The sequence below is a fragment of the Lactobacillus sp. IBH004 genome (assembly GCF_026185255.2).
Lineage (GTDB): Bacteria > Bacillota > Bacilli > Lactobacillales > Lactobacillaceae > Lactobacillus > Lactobacillus melliventris.
Map to the genome: position 1 here is coordinate 80,825 of NZ_CP110217.2, position 15,535 is coordinate 96,359.

At 37.6% G+C, this 15,535-nt stretch carries 15 protein-coding genes; 10 read left to right on the plus strand and 5 right to left on the minus strand.

The window, feature by feature from the left end:
* Positions 1-21: 21 nt before the first annotated feature.
* Both treC and treR read right to left on the minus strand, forming a co-directional pair.
* A complete protein-coding gene (gene treC, locus LDX54_RS00390; RefSeq protein ID WP_265667213.1) occupies positions 22-1,674 on the minus strand; it encodes an alpha,alpha-phosphotrehalase in 1,653 nt (550 codons plus the stop codon).
* Positions 1,671-2,402, minus strand: a complete 732-nt coding sequence (gene treR, locus LDX54_RS00395; protein WP_265667212.1) for a trehalose operon repressor — start codon at positions 2,400-2,402, stop codon at positions 1,671-1,673. The genes treC and treR overlap by 4 nt, the downstream gene beginning before the upstream one ends.
* Before the next feature lie 207 nt (positions 2,403-2,609).
* Here treR and LDX54_RS00400 point away from each other — a divergent pair, with 207 nt between their 5' ends.
* The 4 genes from LDX54_RS00400 (at position 2,610) to LDX54_RS00415 (ending at position 7,747) form a co-directional block, all read left to right on the plus strand.
* Positions 2,610-4,589, plus strand: a complete 1,980-nt coding sequence (locus LDX54_RS00400; RefSeq protein WP_265667211.1) for a PTS glucose transporter subunit IIABC — start codon at positions 2,610-2,612, stop codon at positions 4,587-4,589.
* 147 nt (positions 4,590-4,736) lie between these two features.
* On the plus strand, positions 4,737-5,414 hold the full coding sequence (locus LDX54_RS00405; protein ID WP_265667210.1) for an NAD(P)H-binding protein: 678 nt from the start codon (positions 4,737-4,739) through the stop codon (positions 5,412-5,414).
* Between the two features lie 220 nt (positions 5,415-5,634).
* Positions 5,635-6,531 carry an ABC transporter ATP-binding protein gene (locus LDX54_RS00410; RefSeq protein WP_265667209.1) on the plus strand — a complete coding sequence of 299 codons (897 nt, stop codon included), beginning with the start codon at positions 5,635-5,637 and terminating at the stop codon, positions 6,529-6,531.
* Positions 6,524-7,747: an ABC transporter permease gene (locus tag LDX54_RS00415; protein ID WP_265667208.1), complete on the plus strand. Its 1,224-nt coding sequence runs from the start codon at positions 6,524-6,526 to the stop codon at positions 7,745-7,747. Before LDX54_RS00410 ends, LDX54_RS00415 begins: the two co-directional genes overlap by 8 nt.
* 67 nt (positions 7,748-7,814) lie before the next feature.
* Here LDX54_RS00415 and LDX54_RS00420 read toward each other — a convergent pair whose 3' ends face one another.
* Positions 7,815-9,209, minus strand: coding sequence for an IS3 family transposase (locus tag LDX54_RS00420; RefSeq protein ID WP_348650909.1), 1,395 nt, complete (start codon positions 9,207-9,209; stop codon positions 7,815-7,817).
* Between the two features lie 139 nt (positions 9,210-9,348).
* Between LDX54_RS00420 and LDX54_RS00425 the strand changes: the two genes are divergently transcribed.
* The 5 genes from LDX54_RS00425 (at position 9,349) to LDX54_RS00445 (ending at position 13,028) form a co-directional block, all read left to right on the plus strand.
* Entirely contained in the window at positions 9,349-9,510 is a 162-nt protein-coding gene (locus LDX54_RS00425; protein ID WP_265667207.1) for a hypothetical protein, read from the plus strand.
* Complete coding sequence (locus LDX54_RS00430; protein ID WP_265667206.1) at positions 9,507-10,400, plus strand: EamA family transporter; 894 nt, start codon at positions 9,507-9,509, stop codon at positions 10,398-10,400. The genes LDX54_RS00425 and LDX54_RS00430 overlap by 4 nt, the downstream gene beginning before the upstream one ends.
* A 134-nt stretch (positions 10,401-10,534) precedes the next feature.
* Complete coding sequence (locus tag LDX54_RS00435; protein ID WP_265667205.1) at positions 10,535-11,482, plus strand: ATP-binding cassette domain-containing protein; 948 nt, start codon at positions 10,535-10,537, stop codon at positions 11,480-11,482.
* Entirely contained in the window at positions 11,479-12,249 is a 771-nt protein-coding gene (locus tag LDX54_RS00440) for an ABC-2 family transporter protein (RefSeq protein ID WP_046324072.1), read from the plus strand. Before LDX54_RS00435 ends, LDX54_RS00440 begins: the two co-directional genes overlap by 4 nt.
* The gene (locus LDX54_RS00445; RefSeq protein WP_199282444.1) at positions 12,249-13,028 is read left to right on the plus strand and encodes an ABC-2 family transporter protein; all 780 of its coding nucleotides are present in this window, start codon (positions 12,249-12,251) and stop codon (positions 13,026-13,028) included. Before LDX54_RS00440 ends, LDX54_RS00445 begins: the two co-directional genes overlap by 1 nt.
* An 83-nt stretch (positions 13,029-13,111) precedes the next feature.
* On the opposite strand, the gene LDX54_RS00450 is transcribed toward LDX54_RS00445, so the two are convergent.
* Complete coding sequence (locus tag LDX54_RS00450; RefSeq protein WP_265667204.1) at positions 13,112-13,990, minus strand: LysR family transcriptional regulator; 879 nt, start codon at positions 13,988-13,990, stop codon at positions 13,112-13,114.
* A gap of 292 nt (positions 13,991-14,282) precedes the next feature.
* On the opposite strand from LDX54_RS00450, the gene LDX54_RS00455 reads away from it, so the two are divergent.
* On the plus strand, positions 14,283-14,636 hold the full coding sequence (locus LDX54_RS00455) for a MerR family transcriptional regulator (protein WP_110445384.1): 354 nt from the start codon (positions 14,283-14,285) through the stop codon (positions 14,634-14,636).
* 5 nt (positions 14,637-14,641) lie between these two features.
* Here LDX54_RS00455 and LDX54_RS00460 read toward each other — a convergent pair whose 3' ends face one another.
* Entirely contained in the window at positions 14,642-15,508 is an 867-nt protein-coding gene (locus LDX54_RS00460; protein WP_265667203.1) for an alpha/beta hydrolase, read from the minus strand.
* Positions 15,509-15,535: the final 27 nt, after the last annotated feature.

A 15,535-nucleotide genomic window follows, 5' to 3' on the forward strand; every position in this document is an offset into this window, starting at 1 on the left:
TGGAGGTGTTTTTGCGTTAATCTATATTAACAAGGCCAGTGATTCATAAGGATGTAACTCTACAGTTTTTGGTACTTCCTGTAAATTTTTATGATAATTGCTAATCAATGTTTGTGCTTGTTGTCCTTGATAAGTGTCAGGTAAGCTATAAGTAATTTTTTTACCATAAAAGTTATTAATTACCAGTAAGGTTTGCCTGTGATAAAGTCTGCAATAGGCAAAAATTTGTGGGTGATCCAAGTCAAGCGGTTCGTAACTTCCCTTGGCGATAATGGGATAATGTTTTCTCAAGTAAATCAGTTTTTGATAATAAGGGAAAATCTCACCATGGTCCAATTCAGCTGCAACATTAATTTTATCTTGATCTTTAGGCCTAAGCCAAGGAGTTCCTGTGGTAAAACCGGCATTAACAGTGTTATCCCAGTGCATGGGGGTTCTGCTGTTATCGCGCGACTTAGCCTGAATAATTGCCAGAGCTTGGGCGTCACTTAAGCCTTCTTGTTTAAGCTCGTCATAAGCGTTAAGCGTTTCTACATCTACATAGTCAGTGATTGTCTGGTAATTAGGATTGATCATGCCAATTTCTTCACCTTGATAAATATAAGGTGTACCACGTAATAGATGCATTACGGTAGCCAGCATTTCTGCGGATTTTTCGCGAAAATTAATAGGATCACCAAAACGACTTAAGGCCCAAGGCTGATCATGATTGTTCCAAAAGAGAGCATTCCAGCCGCCACCTTGACTCATTCCAATCTGCCACTCGTTAAGAGCATTTTTTAAAGCGGAAAAGTCAAAAGGTATCCTGGTCCATTTCTGGCCATTTTGGTAATCGACTTTTAGATGATGAAAAGTGAAAACCATTGACAGCTCATGATTATCTTTTCTAGTGTAAGCAACAGAATTAGCAATAGTCGTCGATGACATTTCCCCGACAGTAATTGTATCTGGCTGCTGACCAAAAGTTTTTTGATTTAATTCTTTTAGATATTGATGGACTATGGGCTGGTCAGTATACATTAGCTTACTGGCGGTGTTCTGGGGCGCGTCAGTAAGTTTTTCATCTTTGCCAATAACATTAATTACATCAAAGCGAAAGCCTTTAACCCCTTTGTCACGCCAAAAGTTAACTACCTTAAATAGTTCTTTTCTCACTGCAGGATTGTGCCAGTCCAAATCAGCTTGAGTTTTGTCGTATAAATGAAGATAATATTTACCACTATTACCAAAAGGTGCCCAGGCTGAGCCACCAAATTTAGATGTCCAATTGTTGGGCATACTGCCATCCGCTTTAGGCTTTCTAATGTAGAAAAACTTCTGATAATATTCGTCTCCAGCTAAGGCTTTTTTAAACCAAATGTGATCAGTAGAACAATGATTTAAGACCATATCGAGCATCACACCAATATGATTTTGCCCAAGCTTTGTGACTAGCTCTTCAAAGTCAGCCATTGTACCAAATAGTGGATCAATACTATAATAATCGGCAATATCATAGCCATTATCATTCTGAGGAGATACAAAAAAAGGATTAAACCAAATCATGTCAATATTTAATTTCTTTAAGTAAGGAATTTTTTGGATAATCCCCCTTAAGTCACCGATCCCGTCACCATTGCTGTCATAAAATGATTTGGGATATATTTGGTAAATCACTTTGTCAGCTAAACTCATAATATAAGTCCTCCATTTTGTGCTTTTCTATGTGCAAAGTCTACAAATTTAAATTTGTCGGGCCGGTGTTGGGAAATAGTATATTGAAAAAAAGATGTATCTTTTAAATAGGTTAAACTGCGCGCTACTACAACTAAGTTGGTATCAGTAAGCTGCAACTGCTGCATTACGTTTTGACTGGCTGGTTCTACAGTAATAGTTTTAGTGGCATAATCAATTTCAAGTCCTAAATCATCTTCAAAATACTGATATAACGAGCTTTGAGCTTGCTTAGCCGAGATTTTAGGTACATATTTTTTTAAAATATAATCTTCATCAACCACAATTGGTTCATCATTGATTAATCGTAAACGGGACACATAAGTTGCAGCAGTTTCTGTTAAAGATAAATGCTTAATAATAGTCAAAGGCACCTGCGTGTCTTTTAATTCCAATATTTTGGTCGTAGCATGCATTTGCTTTTGTTTATTAAGTTCATCAAAGGATTCAATATTAGAAATTGGGAAGGCAATGCGCGCGGCATTAATAACTACTGAACCTTTACCTTTTATTTTTTGAATTAGGCCAGCATCTAAGAGTTCATTTAAAGATTTCCTGATAGTTTCACGTGAAACATTATATAGCTCTGATAGTGCTGGTTCACTTGGCAAGAAATCACCGGCAACATACTGCTCATGCCTAATTTTATTCGTTAAATCTGCCGCAATTTGTAAATATTTAGCTCTCATTATTTGTTATCCACCTTTTAACACTAATCATACCACCTTATGTTAATTTTTAACCTGTCTAGTCTGGTAAATAATACAAAATTATTTATTACAACAATATAATAAGCAATTTGTTGACACTTGTCTATACAAGAACTATAATCTTAATGAAAGCGTTATCAATATATATGACTACCTTTTATGTGGTAGTTTCATGGAGGCGTAATTATGAGTAATACGATAAAAATACTGGCACCTGTTGCCGGTGAGGTCATTAACCTCGAGGATGTTAATGATCCGGTTTTTTCTCAGAAGAAGCTAGGTGAAGGTTTTGCCGTTAAACCTAGCTCTGGGAAGATTGTCTCGCCTGTAACAGGTAAAGTGATAATGGTGGCTGAAACTAAGCACGCACTTGGCCTGCAGACTGCAGACGGTGTGGAAGTTATGCTTCACTTTGGCATAGATACCGTTGAACTTGACGGCAAACCATTTGATTTGCAAGTAGCAGCAAACTCTGAGGTAAAAGCAGGGCAGCAATTAGGGACGATGGATCTGCAAGCGATTAAAGATGCTCAAAAAGATGATACCGTCATCTTGGCAATTACAAATACTCAAGATGTTCTAGCTGGCATTGACCTTGCTCTGGGTACTAAAGCTGCTGGCGAATCAGCTGCTACTGTTACATTAAAACAGGCTAAAGCAGCACCAGCTGCAGCTAATAAAAATGAAAATAAATATCAAACTACAGCGCGTGAAATTGTTCAGGCTGTTGGCGGCGCCGATAATGTTAAAAACGTTATGCACTGTTTTACTCGTTTGCGGTTTACTTTAAACGATGATAGCATTCCGAATGATGATGAAGTTAACAACATTAAAGGAGTAATAGATGTTACTCGTGCTAATAACCAATATCAGATAGTAATTGGGCAAACGGTAGAAGACGTTTATGACGAGCTAATTAAACTACTCGGACCTGAATATGCTGGGCAAGGAGATGCTGCACCTGCAACTCCAGCTCCAGCAGCTAACCAATCTATTGGTGGCAAGATTAAAAATGGCTTCTTCCAGTTAATAGGCGTAATTACCGGCTCTATGATGCCTGTGATTGGTTTGCTGGCCGCCAGTGGTATGTTAAAAGGTATTCTTAACATTTTAACTAACTTTTGCCACATGTCTACGGCTTCGCCAACTTATACTATTATCAATGCGATGGGGGATGCGTCGTTTTACTTCCTGCCTTTAATCGTTGGCTTTACTGCTGCTCAAAGATTAGGTTCTAACCCGGTAGTTGTCTCTATTATCGGCGGCTTTCTGATTTATCCTGATTTAGTAAAGATTTATGCCAGCGGTAAATTTAGTTACTACTTAGCTGGCGTTGGTATTAATGCCAATTTCTTTGGTATTCCAATTCATATTCCGCAATATACTTATTCGATTTTCCCAATGATTTTTGCGGCTTGGATGGCTGCTAAGATTGAACCGTGGATTAAGAAGTGGATGCCAGTCACATTAAGACAAATTTTTACTCCTTTAGTTGAGATTTTCTTAGTAGGGATGACAGTCTTAATTATTGTTGGTCCTGTAATTTCATTTATTTCTACGGGAATTGCCAAAGTATTGCAATGGCTACTGACAGTCAACACTGCACTTTCCGGTCTCATTATCGGTGGTCTTTACCAGATACTGGTTATCTTCGGACTGCACTGGGCAGTAGTGCCAATTATTGCGAATGATATAGCAGCTACTGGACACAGTATCTTAAACGGTATTGTTTCAGTAACAATGATCGCCCAAGGTGCCGGCGCCCTTGCAGTTTGGTTTAAGACTAAGCACAATCCTGACTTAAAGGGCTTATCTTTAAGTGCTGCTATTTCCGCCGCTGTCGGTATTACTGAGCCGGCAATGTACGGTGTTAACTTAAAGTATGGTCGTGTATTTATGACTTCCAGTCTTGGTGCTGCCATTGGTGGTTTGGTTAACGGTCTGCTTAAAGTTGATATGTATGGCTTTACTGGCAGCTTGATTGGCTTTCCATCCTTTGTTCCTAAAGCTGGGCAAGGCAATCCAAACAACTTGTTAAACTTCTGGATTGCTTCCATTGTGACTATTGTTGCTGCATTTGCTTTGACCTACTTCTTTGGTTATAAGGAAAACGACGCTGATAGTCCTAAGGATGCACCCAAGAAGAAGAATTTAGCTAATATATAATGATATGATTAATTAATAAAACATTTGAATTATCTAAAAGGGTTCTAAAACTAATAGTGATTAGTCAAGAGCCCTTTTATAATGCATTTTTGAAATACGCGGTTAAACTATAATAAAATGAACTATTGTGGATGGAGTGATTACAAAATGAAAGTTCTGATAATTGGTGCTCACGGACAGATTGGGCAATTATTGGTAAAATGCTTACAAGAAAGTACGACTTGCCAGGTCATTGCCGGTTTGCGCTCCCATGAGCAGGAAAAAGCCTATCAAGAAAAGGGAATTACTACCGCATTTATTGATCTAGCAGGACCGCAACGGCAATTGGCAAAAGCCATGCAAACGGTTGATGTAGTAGTGTTTGCGGCGGGTTCAGGTGGCAAAACAGGTGCTGATGCAACGATGATGATTGACCTTGATGGAGCAGTCAAAGCAATTAACGCAGCAAAAGAAACTGGTGTTCACCGTTTTATCATGATTAGTGCAATTAAATCTGACGATCGCAGCTTTTGGTCGGATAATACACCAGCAGCAGGACCGCAAAATTATTACTATGCGGCAAAATATTATGCTGATCAGTGGTTATTGCACAGTTCACTCGACTATACAATTTTGCGGCCAGTGGCACTGACTAATCAAAAGGGAACGGGAAAGATCAAAGTGGCAAATCATTTTACTGATTCTATTGCAGATATGACAATTACTCGTCAAGATGTGGCCCGAACAGTTGCTGACATTATTTTAACGGGAAAATTACACCAAAAGGAATTTGATATTGCTAATGGCTCAGTACCTATTGCACAGGCAATTACAAACTTCCAGTAAAAATATTTTGATCAAAAATTTTAATAGGCTAATAAATTAATGTTTTGTTAACATGATTTATTAGTCTTTTTACTCTGAGCTAAAACTCAGTAAAAGATGAATGAAAGTAGTATTGCAAATACTGTTGCTTTAAGTCTGCTTAAATTAAAAAACTATTTCGTTTATATTAGTGCATATGGTAAAATCTGCTTATATTGTTATTAGAATAAAGGAGGGAGCTATGCTAAAAGTAGAGCATTTAAGTAAGCGCTTTGGTGATTTTCAGGCTCTTAAAGACGTTAACTTTACCATTCAGCCTGGTGAAATCATGGGTTTGATTGGTCAAAATGGCGCAGGGAAAACTACGACTTTCCATAGTATTTTAAACTTTCTGCACTATGAAGGAAAAATTACTTGGGAAGATCAGCCCATTATTGAAAAAACTTTTGATACTATCGGCTATTTGCCGGAAGAACGCAGTTTACTACCCAAAATGACTATTGAGCAGCAAATTATTTATTTGGCGCAGCTAAAAAGCCGCTCGGCAAAAGAAATAAAACCGCAAATCGATGATTGGTTAAATCGCTTTGATGTCCAGGGCAAAAAAAGTGACAAAATAAAAACACTTTCAAAAGGTAATCAACAGAAGGTGCAATTAATTTGTACTTTGATTCACCATCCAAAATTAATTATTTTGGATGAACCATTTAGTGGTTTGGATCCGGTAAATGCAGATTTGCTCAAAAACGCAGTTTTAGATGCTAAAAAGAATAATGCAACAATTATCTTCTCCAGTCACGATATGTCAAATGTCGAAGAAATTTGCGACAGTTTAATCATGTTGAAAAAGGGACAAATTGTTTTAAATGGTACGGTTGACGCTGTTCGTGACTCATTTGGTAAAACGGAAATTTACTGCAAAACTACTAAGTCGCTTGCAGAATTGCTGCAGCTCCCTCACGTTAAAAAAGTGGAAAAGAAAGCGCATGGTCAATATCTTTTACGAATTGATGATGAGAATAGTGGTCCGGAGGTCTTTGATGCCTTAACAAATGGCGAATATATTGAAGAATTTCGGCAACAGCCACCAACGCTTGACGAAATATTTAGAATGGAAGCTGGTGAACAACATGAATAAGTTATGGACCGTAACGCTGCAAACTTATTGGCATCAAGTTAAGTCTTGGTCTTTTCTGCTTTTGATTTTGGGACCGTTTTTCATAATTGGATGTAGTGCTTTAGGAGGAGCTATCGGTGCTAGTTCTGATCCAGACAGCCAGATTGCAGTTATCAGTTCCAATGAGCAAGTTCGCCAAAACTTTATTAAAAACAATGATAAATATGTTGATGCTAAAATTAAAACCGCTGAATCTGCTAAAAAGGCTGTCAAAAAAGAAAAGATTGATGGTTACCTGGTATTTGAAACGCAAAAAAAGCAGGTTAAGGCCATTTATCACGGAGCGTCACCCATTGATGATGAATTGAAGCCTAAAGTAAAAAGTTATTTACAAGTCTTGCAGAGTCAACTGAATTTGCAGCAGGCGCAATTAGCACCACATCAGCTTAAGGCCTTACAACAGCAACCGCAGTATAGTGAGATCCTCCAGAAAAAGCAGCTGGGCGATAAACTGGCTAAAATGGTGTCATTAATTATAGTGATTATGGTCGTTTACATGGTTTTGCTTTCCTACAGTAGCATTACAGCTCAAGAAATAGCTTCTGAAAAGGGTACGAAGATTATGGAAATCATTTTCTCCAGTACAACTGCGGCAAAATATTTCTTAGGAAAAATTCTGGGTATTTTTGGTGTAATTATTACGCAACTTTTAATCTATATTGTTGGCGGCTGGGCCACTTACCGCTGGGCTTTACATGCAAAAATTACGGCTTCATTTATGCATGACAACCAGGTAGTAATAAATAAAATTCTGGGCAATTTGGTAAATGTCAATCTCATTTTCCTGATTCTGGGTGTAATTATTTATACGATATTGGCAGCTTTTTCAGGAGCTTTAGTAGCCAAGCCAGAAGATTCTTCAAAAGCTGCTCAAGGCACTACGATGATTTCCCTTATTGCCTTTTTCCTGTCGCTTGCCTTTATTTCTAACCCCGAACAAATTCTGCCACAAATATTATCCTATGTGCCATTCTTTTCTTCATTCATGATGCCAATTCGGATAATTAATGGTCATGTGGGTAATATGGAAGTTATTCTGTCGCTGGTAATTTTAATAGTAAGTATTATTGGCATGACAGTATATATTAGTAAAATCTATCAAGGCGTAATTTTGCAAACTGAAGATACCAGCTTTTGGCAGAGATTAAAACGAGGGCTGGCATATAGTAAAGCATAAATAATAAAAAAGACTAGGATGAAAAAATTGATGTGAACCCTAAAATTAGGACACTTTATATTAGCTGCTAACTGAGGACTAACTTTCGATATTCAAGCGGAGTTAGTCCTTTTAGTTTAATTTTGATTCTTTTCTGATTGTAATACTCAATGTAGTCTCTAATCGCATCTTCCAGTTCAGTGAGATTCTTAAAGTGCTTTTCAAAGCCATAAAACATTTCTCGCTTGAGTATCCCGAAGAAGCCTTCCATTAGCCCATCATCAAGCGAATTGCCCTTGCGTGACATTGATTGGCTAATGCCATGATTTTTGAGCCACGCTTGAAACTGACCATTTTGGTATTGCCAGCCTTGGTCTGTGTGAAAGATCAAACCATTCAGTGCCGGATGTTTGCGCCAAGCTTGCCTTAACATGTCCATGGTCTGCTTAAGATTAGGGCTGCGGGAAATAGTATAGGAAACAATCTCTTGGGTGCAGCCATCAATGATCGGTGATAAATAGGTCTTTTGCCCCTTGAGCTTAAACTCCGTCACATCTGAATACCATTTGTGATTGGGATAAACCGCACTGAAGCTGCGTTTAATCAGGTCAGGCTTAATCGGACCCTGAGTGCCGCGATAGCTGCTGTATTTGTGCCAGCGTTTACTGACTATGCCAAACAATTTCAGCTTGTTCATTAGGCGCTGCACCTTTTTATGATTGACTAATAAACCGCGACGCCTAAGCTCTGCAGTAATGCGGCGATAGCCATAGCGGTGCTTGTGTTCTTCATAGATAGCTTTGATTTCAGCCATTATTTCTCGATTGTCCCGCTCTTTGTCCTTCTTCTTTAAAGTGTAGTAATAATTACTGCGGGATAGATGGGGCAGATTGGGATTGGCATTAATGGCATCAAGAATAAAAGTTACGCTGACTTTAAGCTCGCGTCTTAGTTGGGTAACTGCCTGGGCTATTTCCGCGGCTTGCGGTTCTTGGTCCGCTGGTCGACTAAGACGCTCAATTTTTTTACGAATTCGTTCTCGATTTTCAGCTTCAAGTTCTGCTGGCGTAAGCGTTCGTTTTCTTGCTTGAGCCGATGATTTTCCTGTTTGATCAGCTGTTCTCTTTTGGTCATGGGGCGGTCGTCCTCTCTGCTTGTTAACGATATTATACCCATTTTTACGGTATTCGCGCAGCCAGTTGTACAACATGCCACTACTTTTTAAGCCCAAGTCAATAGATACTCGACGGGCAGGCTCATGTTCAACTATGATTCGCCTAAGGGCCTGCTCCTTAAAATTACTTGTATAAGTAGTGAAAGGCTGATCTAAAATAGCTAGACCGTGACGGCCAATTAAAGCTAACAAGTAATTAATATTAGATCTGCCAACCCGATAACGCTGACTTAACTCAGCAGGGCTTATTTGATAATCGTGCCAAAGATGATAGATTTCAATTTTATCTTGTTTAGATAATTTAGACATAAAAATGACCCCCAAATTTGTCCTAAATTTGGGGGTCATATCAAATCCTAGTCTTTTTTGAATGTTAAACTTGATGTATAATAAAGTACTATTCAAACCAAATACTGTATTTTTATGATTAGTCTTAAGTGGATTTCATTTGAATACATTTAAACTTTGTATGTCCAATGGCTGGATTTTAGTAACTGAACAACTCATAGTTACTGGTAATAACTATTTCTCTGACTTTTTAATTGTGGCTGCAAAGACCAAAATATTAGTAATAGTTTTAAACAAAATTTGTCATTCGGAGGAAGCATGATTATCAGTAATATTTGGTTGATTATTTTTGCCACTATTTCTTCATTTTCCAGGGGAATAATATCAGTTATTGACCGTTACCAAATGGGCTATCGCAAGCAAAGTTCAATTGATGTGAACTTTTTAAACAATATTTGTAGTTCGGTTTTAGTAACTTTCTTTCTAATTTACGTCCTGCACAGTTTTCCCAGTCCCAGAATAACCAATAACTATCTTATTAAAGTCCTTTTATATGCTTTTTTGGCACAAGTTGTTGCTTATGGTTACAGCTATGTGTTCAAAAAAGTTTCAATCATGCAGTCTGTGCTTTTGAGTAAAGTGACCGATCTTTTTATTCCTTGGGCCATCTTGCTCACGATGGGTTACTTTAGCAAATCTTCATATTTAGTTTCTATTATTTCCACTGTAATCGTGGTTATTTATATTGTTTTCGAGCAGCGCCATAATAATTTAAATTTAAAAATTTTATTAACCACATTTGCCGTCATTGCGCCCTTGTTGATTATTCAAGCGGCACTTTCGCCGTTATTAACCAAAGGCCTTATCAAACCGATTGATCTGGTCTTTTTTACTATCATGACAATTTATGTGCGCTGCTTAATTACCTTAATTACTTTTATTTATAAAAACAAAACTCTTAAAATCAGCGCTGAAAATCTCAAAGGTAAGGTTTATCTAGTTTATGGTTCCCGGGCGATTCTAACGCTTTTAGCGCAAGTAACTTATACTTTGGCAACGTCTTCACCCAATTCAAGCATTGCCTGGATCTTTTTAAATATGACCTCTTTATACAGCGTCATCTTTGGCGATATTTTCCTTAAAGAAAAGATGAAATTTGCAGATATCTTGGTAATTGTGGCCATTTTTATCTTGGCTTTATTTTCAAAGTAACTGCAAGAGTTTGGAAAAATAAAAATTAAGCGCTATAATGGCGCTATGATTTGGAAACGCCGGTTCAAGGTGAGTGTTGGTTTCTATATTGGGGAAGAAATCTGCACTCTGAATTAAGTATTGGGGAATAATTAATGATAATTGAAACCAAGAACCTGGCGAAACGGTATCGTAAGGTGAAAGCAGCTAAGCTGTTTCACAAAGAATATCGCATTTTTGACGCAGTAAAAAATGTTTCTCTAGAGATTCATCAAGGAGATCATGTTGGCTTAGTGGGGTTAAATGGTTCCGGCAAGTCAACCTTGATCAAAATGATTTTAGGTATTTTGCAGCCTGATGGCGGCAGTATCAAGACTTTTGGTAGAGATCCGCTTAATAACAGACAAAAAAATGCGGCTAAAATAGGAGTAGTATTCGGGCAAAGAAGCCAATTACGCTGGGACTTGCCCGCAATAGACACCTTCAAACTCAACCGTGAAATATATCAAGTACCGGAGGATATTTTTACCAAACGGGTAACAAAGTTAGCGCGGCTGTTGCAGGCTACCGAGTTTTTAACGCAACCGGTGCGCACCCTTAGTTTGGGTCAAAGGATGAAAGCTGAATTTATTGCAGCTCTTATTCACGATCCTGAACTGCTTATTTTAGATGAACCCACAATTGGTCTTGACGTTCTGACAAAAAATAGTATCACGCAATTTTTACAACAATTGACTGATAAAACGATCATTTTCACTTCGCACGATCTCGATGAAGTAGCCAAAGTATGCTCACGCATTTTAATTTTGAATAAAGGTCAGTTGGTATTAGATCAAAGTAGTCTACAACTAGCAGAATTAGATGTGCCCACAACAGTCACTTTTACTAGTGCGGATAAATTGAGCGCCACTTTAATAAAGCAATGGCCCAACATGATACAGCTTAAAAACGGTTCATACCAGATTGCAGGCATTAAGCAAGAAAATCTGAAAGAAGTGTTAAGTACAATTACTGCCCGCATCCCAGTTGCCAATATTGAAGTTAAGAGCAATAAATTGGCATATTTATTGGCGCACCTCAAACAGCAGGAGGTGCAGCAATGAAATATAGGCTAATGCTCATTAAAATAGGAATAAAAAAAGGTCTAGCTTCAAAATATGCTTTGATTTTCTGGCTGTTTTCATCTTTAATTTCGCTTACCGTACAGTATTTTTTGTGGCAAGCTGTTCTAACTGGCAAGCCAAACGGTGAATTTAAACAAACAATTAGTTATTTGGTATTAATGCAGCTTTTGACCGTGCTTTTTCCTAAAACCAGCTACGATGTGAATGATAAAGTTCGTTCTGGTGATATTGCACTTGACCTGTTAAAACCAGTAGCATTTGCAACGCAGCTACTGTGGGAAAGCATTGGCTATTCAGTTGTCAAATTTGCAGTGATTGGTACAGTGGATTTATTAGTTTGTTTATGGATTCTGAATTTTCAAATTGCAGTGAGCACAATTTTAATGGTCTTAGTAACAACCACTTTGGCGTATTTATTGTATTTTGAACTGGAACTGCTTTTAGGGACATTTTCTTTTTATACTTATAGTATTTGGGGCATCTCCACTTTTAAAGAAGCAATACTATTGGTATTAGCTGGCAATATTTTTCCGACCAATTTTTATCCGGCAGTGATCAAAAAGTTGGCCGCTTATTTGCCATTTCAATATTCATTTGGTGCAGTAGGAATGCTGGCGCAAAAGCCATCGTGGAGTTTATTTATTCAAGTAGTTTTGATCCAGCTAACCTATATTGCCCTGTTCAACGTGCTTTTTAAATTCTTGTTTAAGCGCTCCGTTGTTTCAACTGTGATTCAAGGAGGGTAATAATGAGATATTTAAAATTGTTAGCCACTTATTTAAAAGTAAATTTAAAATCACTTGCTGTTTATGACCTGGACTTTTATTTTGCGCTAGCAGGGATGATCATTCAAAACTTGCTTAATATCCTGGCTTTAAGATTTATTTTTAATATTGTGCCCCGCATTAAAGGCTATAGTTTTGCACAGCTGCTTTTAACTTATGCCTTGGCAACTTTAGCTTTTGCTATTTTTCGCTGCTTTTTTATCAATGCACTCAACATTTCTGATTATATTCATGACGGGCGCTTAGATACAATCTTAATTAAACCAGTCAATCCTTTATTTCAGCTTGTTAATGAACGAGTCGATGAAGATGCGTGGGGCGATTTAATTGTTGCGCTTTTGTTGTTGATAATTGTGGATATGCAGTTACATAATCCGTGGTATATCACGGTCATGTTTATTTTTATCTCACTTTTTACTTCGCTCATCTTTTTGGGATTGGCCGTATTAGGTAATATCGTTGCACTACTTTCTAATGGTTTAGCCAACTTGGCAGAAACAACATTTGACTTTTTTGACATGAGTAAATATCCGTTAGCGATCTATTCGTCGGCTTTAAGGCTAATTATGACCTTTATCTTGCCAATCGGCTGGGTTGCTTCAATTCCACAAGAAAAAATTGCAGTTAAGCATGAGTGGGTCTGGCTACTGTTAGTTCCTGCCGCGTGTGTATTCTTTTTTATCCTAATTTATCAGTTATGGCGGGTATTTTTACAAAAATACCAAAGTACTGGCAGTTAGAAAAAGCCCTGTAGTAATAGCTACGGGGCTTTTAAAGTCTATGATATTCTTTTTCTTTTCATTTTTTTTGGCATTAAGTATTATTACTTAAAAATTGATTCCTGCAGTAATTTTAAAAATAATTCTGCGACGGGTGATAAATTAACACCGTGTTTCCAAACTACTTTGATAGCTTGGTGCAGCTCTGGCTGTAATTTTCTGAATGTAATGCCAGAGTTTTTTGAAGTATCGGCTAATTTATCTAAAGTAAGCATTAATGCGGCGTGATTTTTGACCATCAAGGTACCGTTAAAATTTAAATTATAGCTGCCAATAAAATTCACAGTGTCATAATAATTTCCCAGCCAGTTTTGAAAAAGGTGCATTTTTTGTGCTTGCTGCGAATTTAGTAAAGAGCGTCCTTGTAAGTCTGCCGGTCTGATCACTGCTTTTTGCGCTAAGGGATCATTAGTAGGCATTAAAATTCCCCAAGTATCTTTTTCGGGTAGTGTTAAAGAGGCGTAATTAGCTAAAGGAACGTTCCCGATAATGACTGCAAAGTCAACCGTCCCGTTATCTAGCTTGCGTTCGGCATAACTGTAGTCTCCACTTAATAAGTGAATTTTAACAGAAGGGTGCTCTTTAATAATTGCGCTGACCACATTCATGACCCGCTGCATCCCGAGGCTTTCTCCCGCAGCGATGGTTAAATCGCCACTAATAAAAGAAGCTTTTGTCAAGTTTCTTTTCGTTTTAGTAGTTAAATCTAAAATTTCCTGTGCCTGTTCAAGTAAATAATGACCTGCTGGAGTTAAAGCTAAATGCCGCGACTTACGGCTAAACAATTTAACGCCAAGTTCAGCTTCCAGTTCAGCAATTTGTCTTGATAAAGCTGGCTGGGAGATAAGCAGCTTTCTGGCAGCACGGGTCATATTGCCTTCTTGGGCCACGGCTACAAAGTAATTTAAAACTCTTAGTTCCATATTATCTTCTCCTTGCTAAATAGTTTTTGCCGCTAAAAATTCCCTTTAATGCAAACGAGTTATACAAGATCATGTTTAAAAAGTATTTTACATAAAAAAGTAGTATGATTAAAATTTTAACTAATCGGTAAAAGCGAAAGATAAAAAGCGCCTATAACTATTAATTATAGGTTACTTTTCAATCAATATTAGATAAAACAAGCAAGAACAATCGCTGTGTTTAACTCAATATTTTTTTAGCTAATGCTTAAACTTAGATCTAAGTTTAGGTCTATCAGAAAGAGGAACAATAATGAAAATATCAGAAGTGGCTGAAAGAGTAGATTTGACTCCTGTAACTCTCAGATACTATGAAAAGATGGGCTTAATACCTGCGATAAAGAAGGAACATGGTGTCAGAAACTACGAAGAAAAAGATCTTACTTGGATTAGTTTTATTAAGTGCATGCGTCAGGTGAAAATTCCGGTAAATGATTTGCTGGAATATACTAAATTGATGCAGCAGGGCAGTGATACTAAGAAACCCAGACGGCAAATTTTAGTCAAAGAATTGCATAGGCTAGAAAAGCAAGACCAAAATATTCAAGTTACCATTGCGCGGTTAAAAAACAAAATAAGTTTATACGATCAAGGTAAAATACAGTAAGCTAATTACCAGAGAAAGTTAACTAGCAAACGGTCAACTTGTGTGTTTTCATGTAATTTACTATGTTGGGCGCGAGGACCTCTGATTTCTTTTTCTTGATATGAACGGGCTCGTTTACTGACTAAGTAACGGTAAGAACGGGCAGAGTTAACGGTGACATCACCATCACTGCCAGACCCCATATCACCATAGATATTTAAAACTGCAGCTTTTTGAGGAAATTTTTTTCTTAAATTTAAAAGTGCGCGGTAGCCTGCACTCATTTTTTGCGGTTTGCCTGCATGATTAAGAACAGTTGTTTTAGGAGCACCCACTTCACCAATATAACCATTATAGTGACCGGCAATTGAAACCTGTTTATTTAAGTGAGGCATGTGCGCATTAGTGGCATTATTGTGCAAGTAGTAAGCAATCTGTAAATTACCCATAGAGTGACCTACTAAATTAATGCGGTTAAAACGGTATCTTTTTTGCAGTGCAATGATTACATCTTTAATATAATTGCTGCTTTTGTTCATGGCAGAAGTTTGATTACTTAATCCGGCAAAAATGCTCTTGTTATTTTGGAGGTTGACTTCAACTATCGGGTTCTTGGCCCGTTTTTTAATTGTCCCTAGTAAAGTAACTTTACCGGCAGGACTAACATCAGCGCGTATGACAGAATTAGTAGCATGACTTTTTTGGGCATAAGCCACCATACTTTCTTCAGCGTGGTAACTGCTGCCCCAGCCGTGTACAAAAAGTGTCGGCGTAGCGATGCGAATGCTAGCACCATTTTCTTTTTGGTAGTTGTTTTTGAAGATGTAAACCGCAAGTAGCAATAACACTAATAGCAATGTGCCTGCTATGATAGTTTTATGTTTTTTAGTCATTATTAATCAACTCCTTGCAGCCATAGT

Excerpts from the sequence above, each read along its gene's own strand:
- treC (WP_265667213.1), bottom strand. The coding sequence starts at position 1,674 with ATGAGTTTAGCTGACAAAGTGATTTACCAAATATATCCCAAATCATTT.
- treR (WP_265667212.1), bottom strand. The coding sequence starts at position 2,402 with ATGAGAGCTAAATATTTACAAATTGCGGCAGATTTAACGAATAAAATT.
- LDX54_RS00400 (WP_265667211.1), top strand. The coding sequence starts at position 2,610 with ATGAGTAATACGATAAAAATACTGGCACCTGTTGCCGGTGAGGTCATT.
- LDX54_RS00405 (WP_265667210.1), top strand. The coding sequence starts at position 4,737 with ATGAAAGTTCTGATAATTGGTGCTCACGGACAGATTGGGCAATTATTG.
- LDX54_RS00410 (WP_265667209.1), top strand. The coding sequence starts at position 5,635 with ATGCTAAAAGTAGAGCATTTAAGTAAGCGCTTTGGTGATTTTCAGGCT.
- LDX54_RS00415 (WP_265667208.1), top strand. The coding sequence starts at position 6,524 with ATGAATAAGTTATGGACCGTAACGCTGCAAACTTATTGGCATCAAGTT.
- LDX54_RS00420 (WP_348650909.1), bottom strand. The coding sequence starts at position 9,209 with ATGTCTAAATTATCTAAACAAGATAAAATTGAAATCTATCATCTTTGG.
- LDX54_RS00430 (WP_265667206.1), top strand. The coding sequence starts at position 9,507 with ATGATTATCAGTAATATTTGGTTGATTATTTTTGCCACTATTTCTTCA.
- LDX54_RS00435 (WP_265667205.1), top strand. The coding sequence starts at position 10,535 with ATGATAATTGAAACCAAGAACCTGGCGAAACGGTATCGTAAGGTGAAA.
- LDX54_RS00440 (WP_046324072.1), top strand. The coding sequence starts at position 11,479 with ATGAAATATAGGCTAATGCTCATTAAAATAGGAATAAAAAAAGGTCTA.
- LDX54_RS00450 (WP_265667204.1), bottom strand. The coding sequence starts at position 13,990 with ATGGAACTAAGAGTTTTAAATTACTTTGTAGCCGTGGCCCAAGAAGGC.
- LDX54_RS00455 (WP_110445384.1), top strand. The coding sequence starts at position 14,283 with ATGAAAATATCAGAAGTGGCTGAAAGAGTAGATTTGACTCCTGTAACT.
- LDX54_RS00460 (WP_265667203.1), bottom strand. The coding sequence starts at position 15,508 with ATGACTAAAAAACATAAAACTATCATAGCAGGCACATTGCTATTAGTG.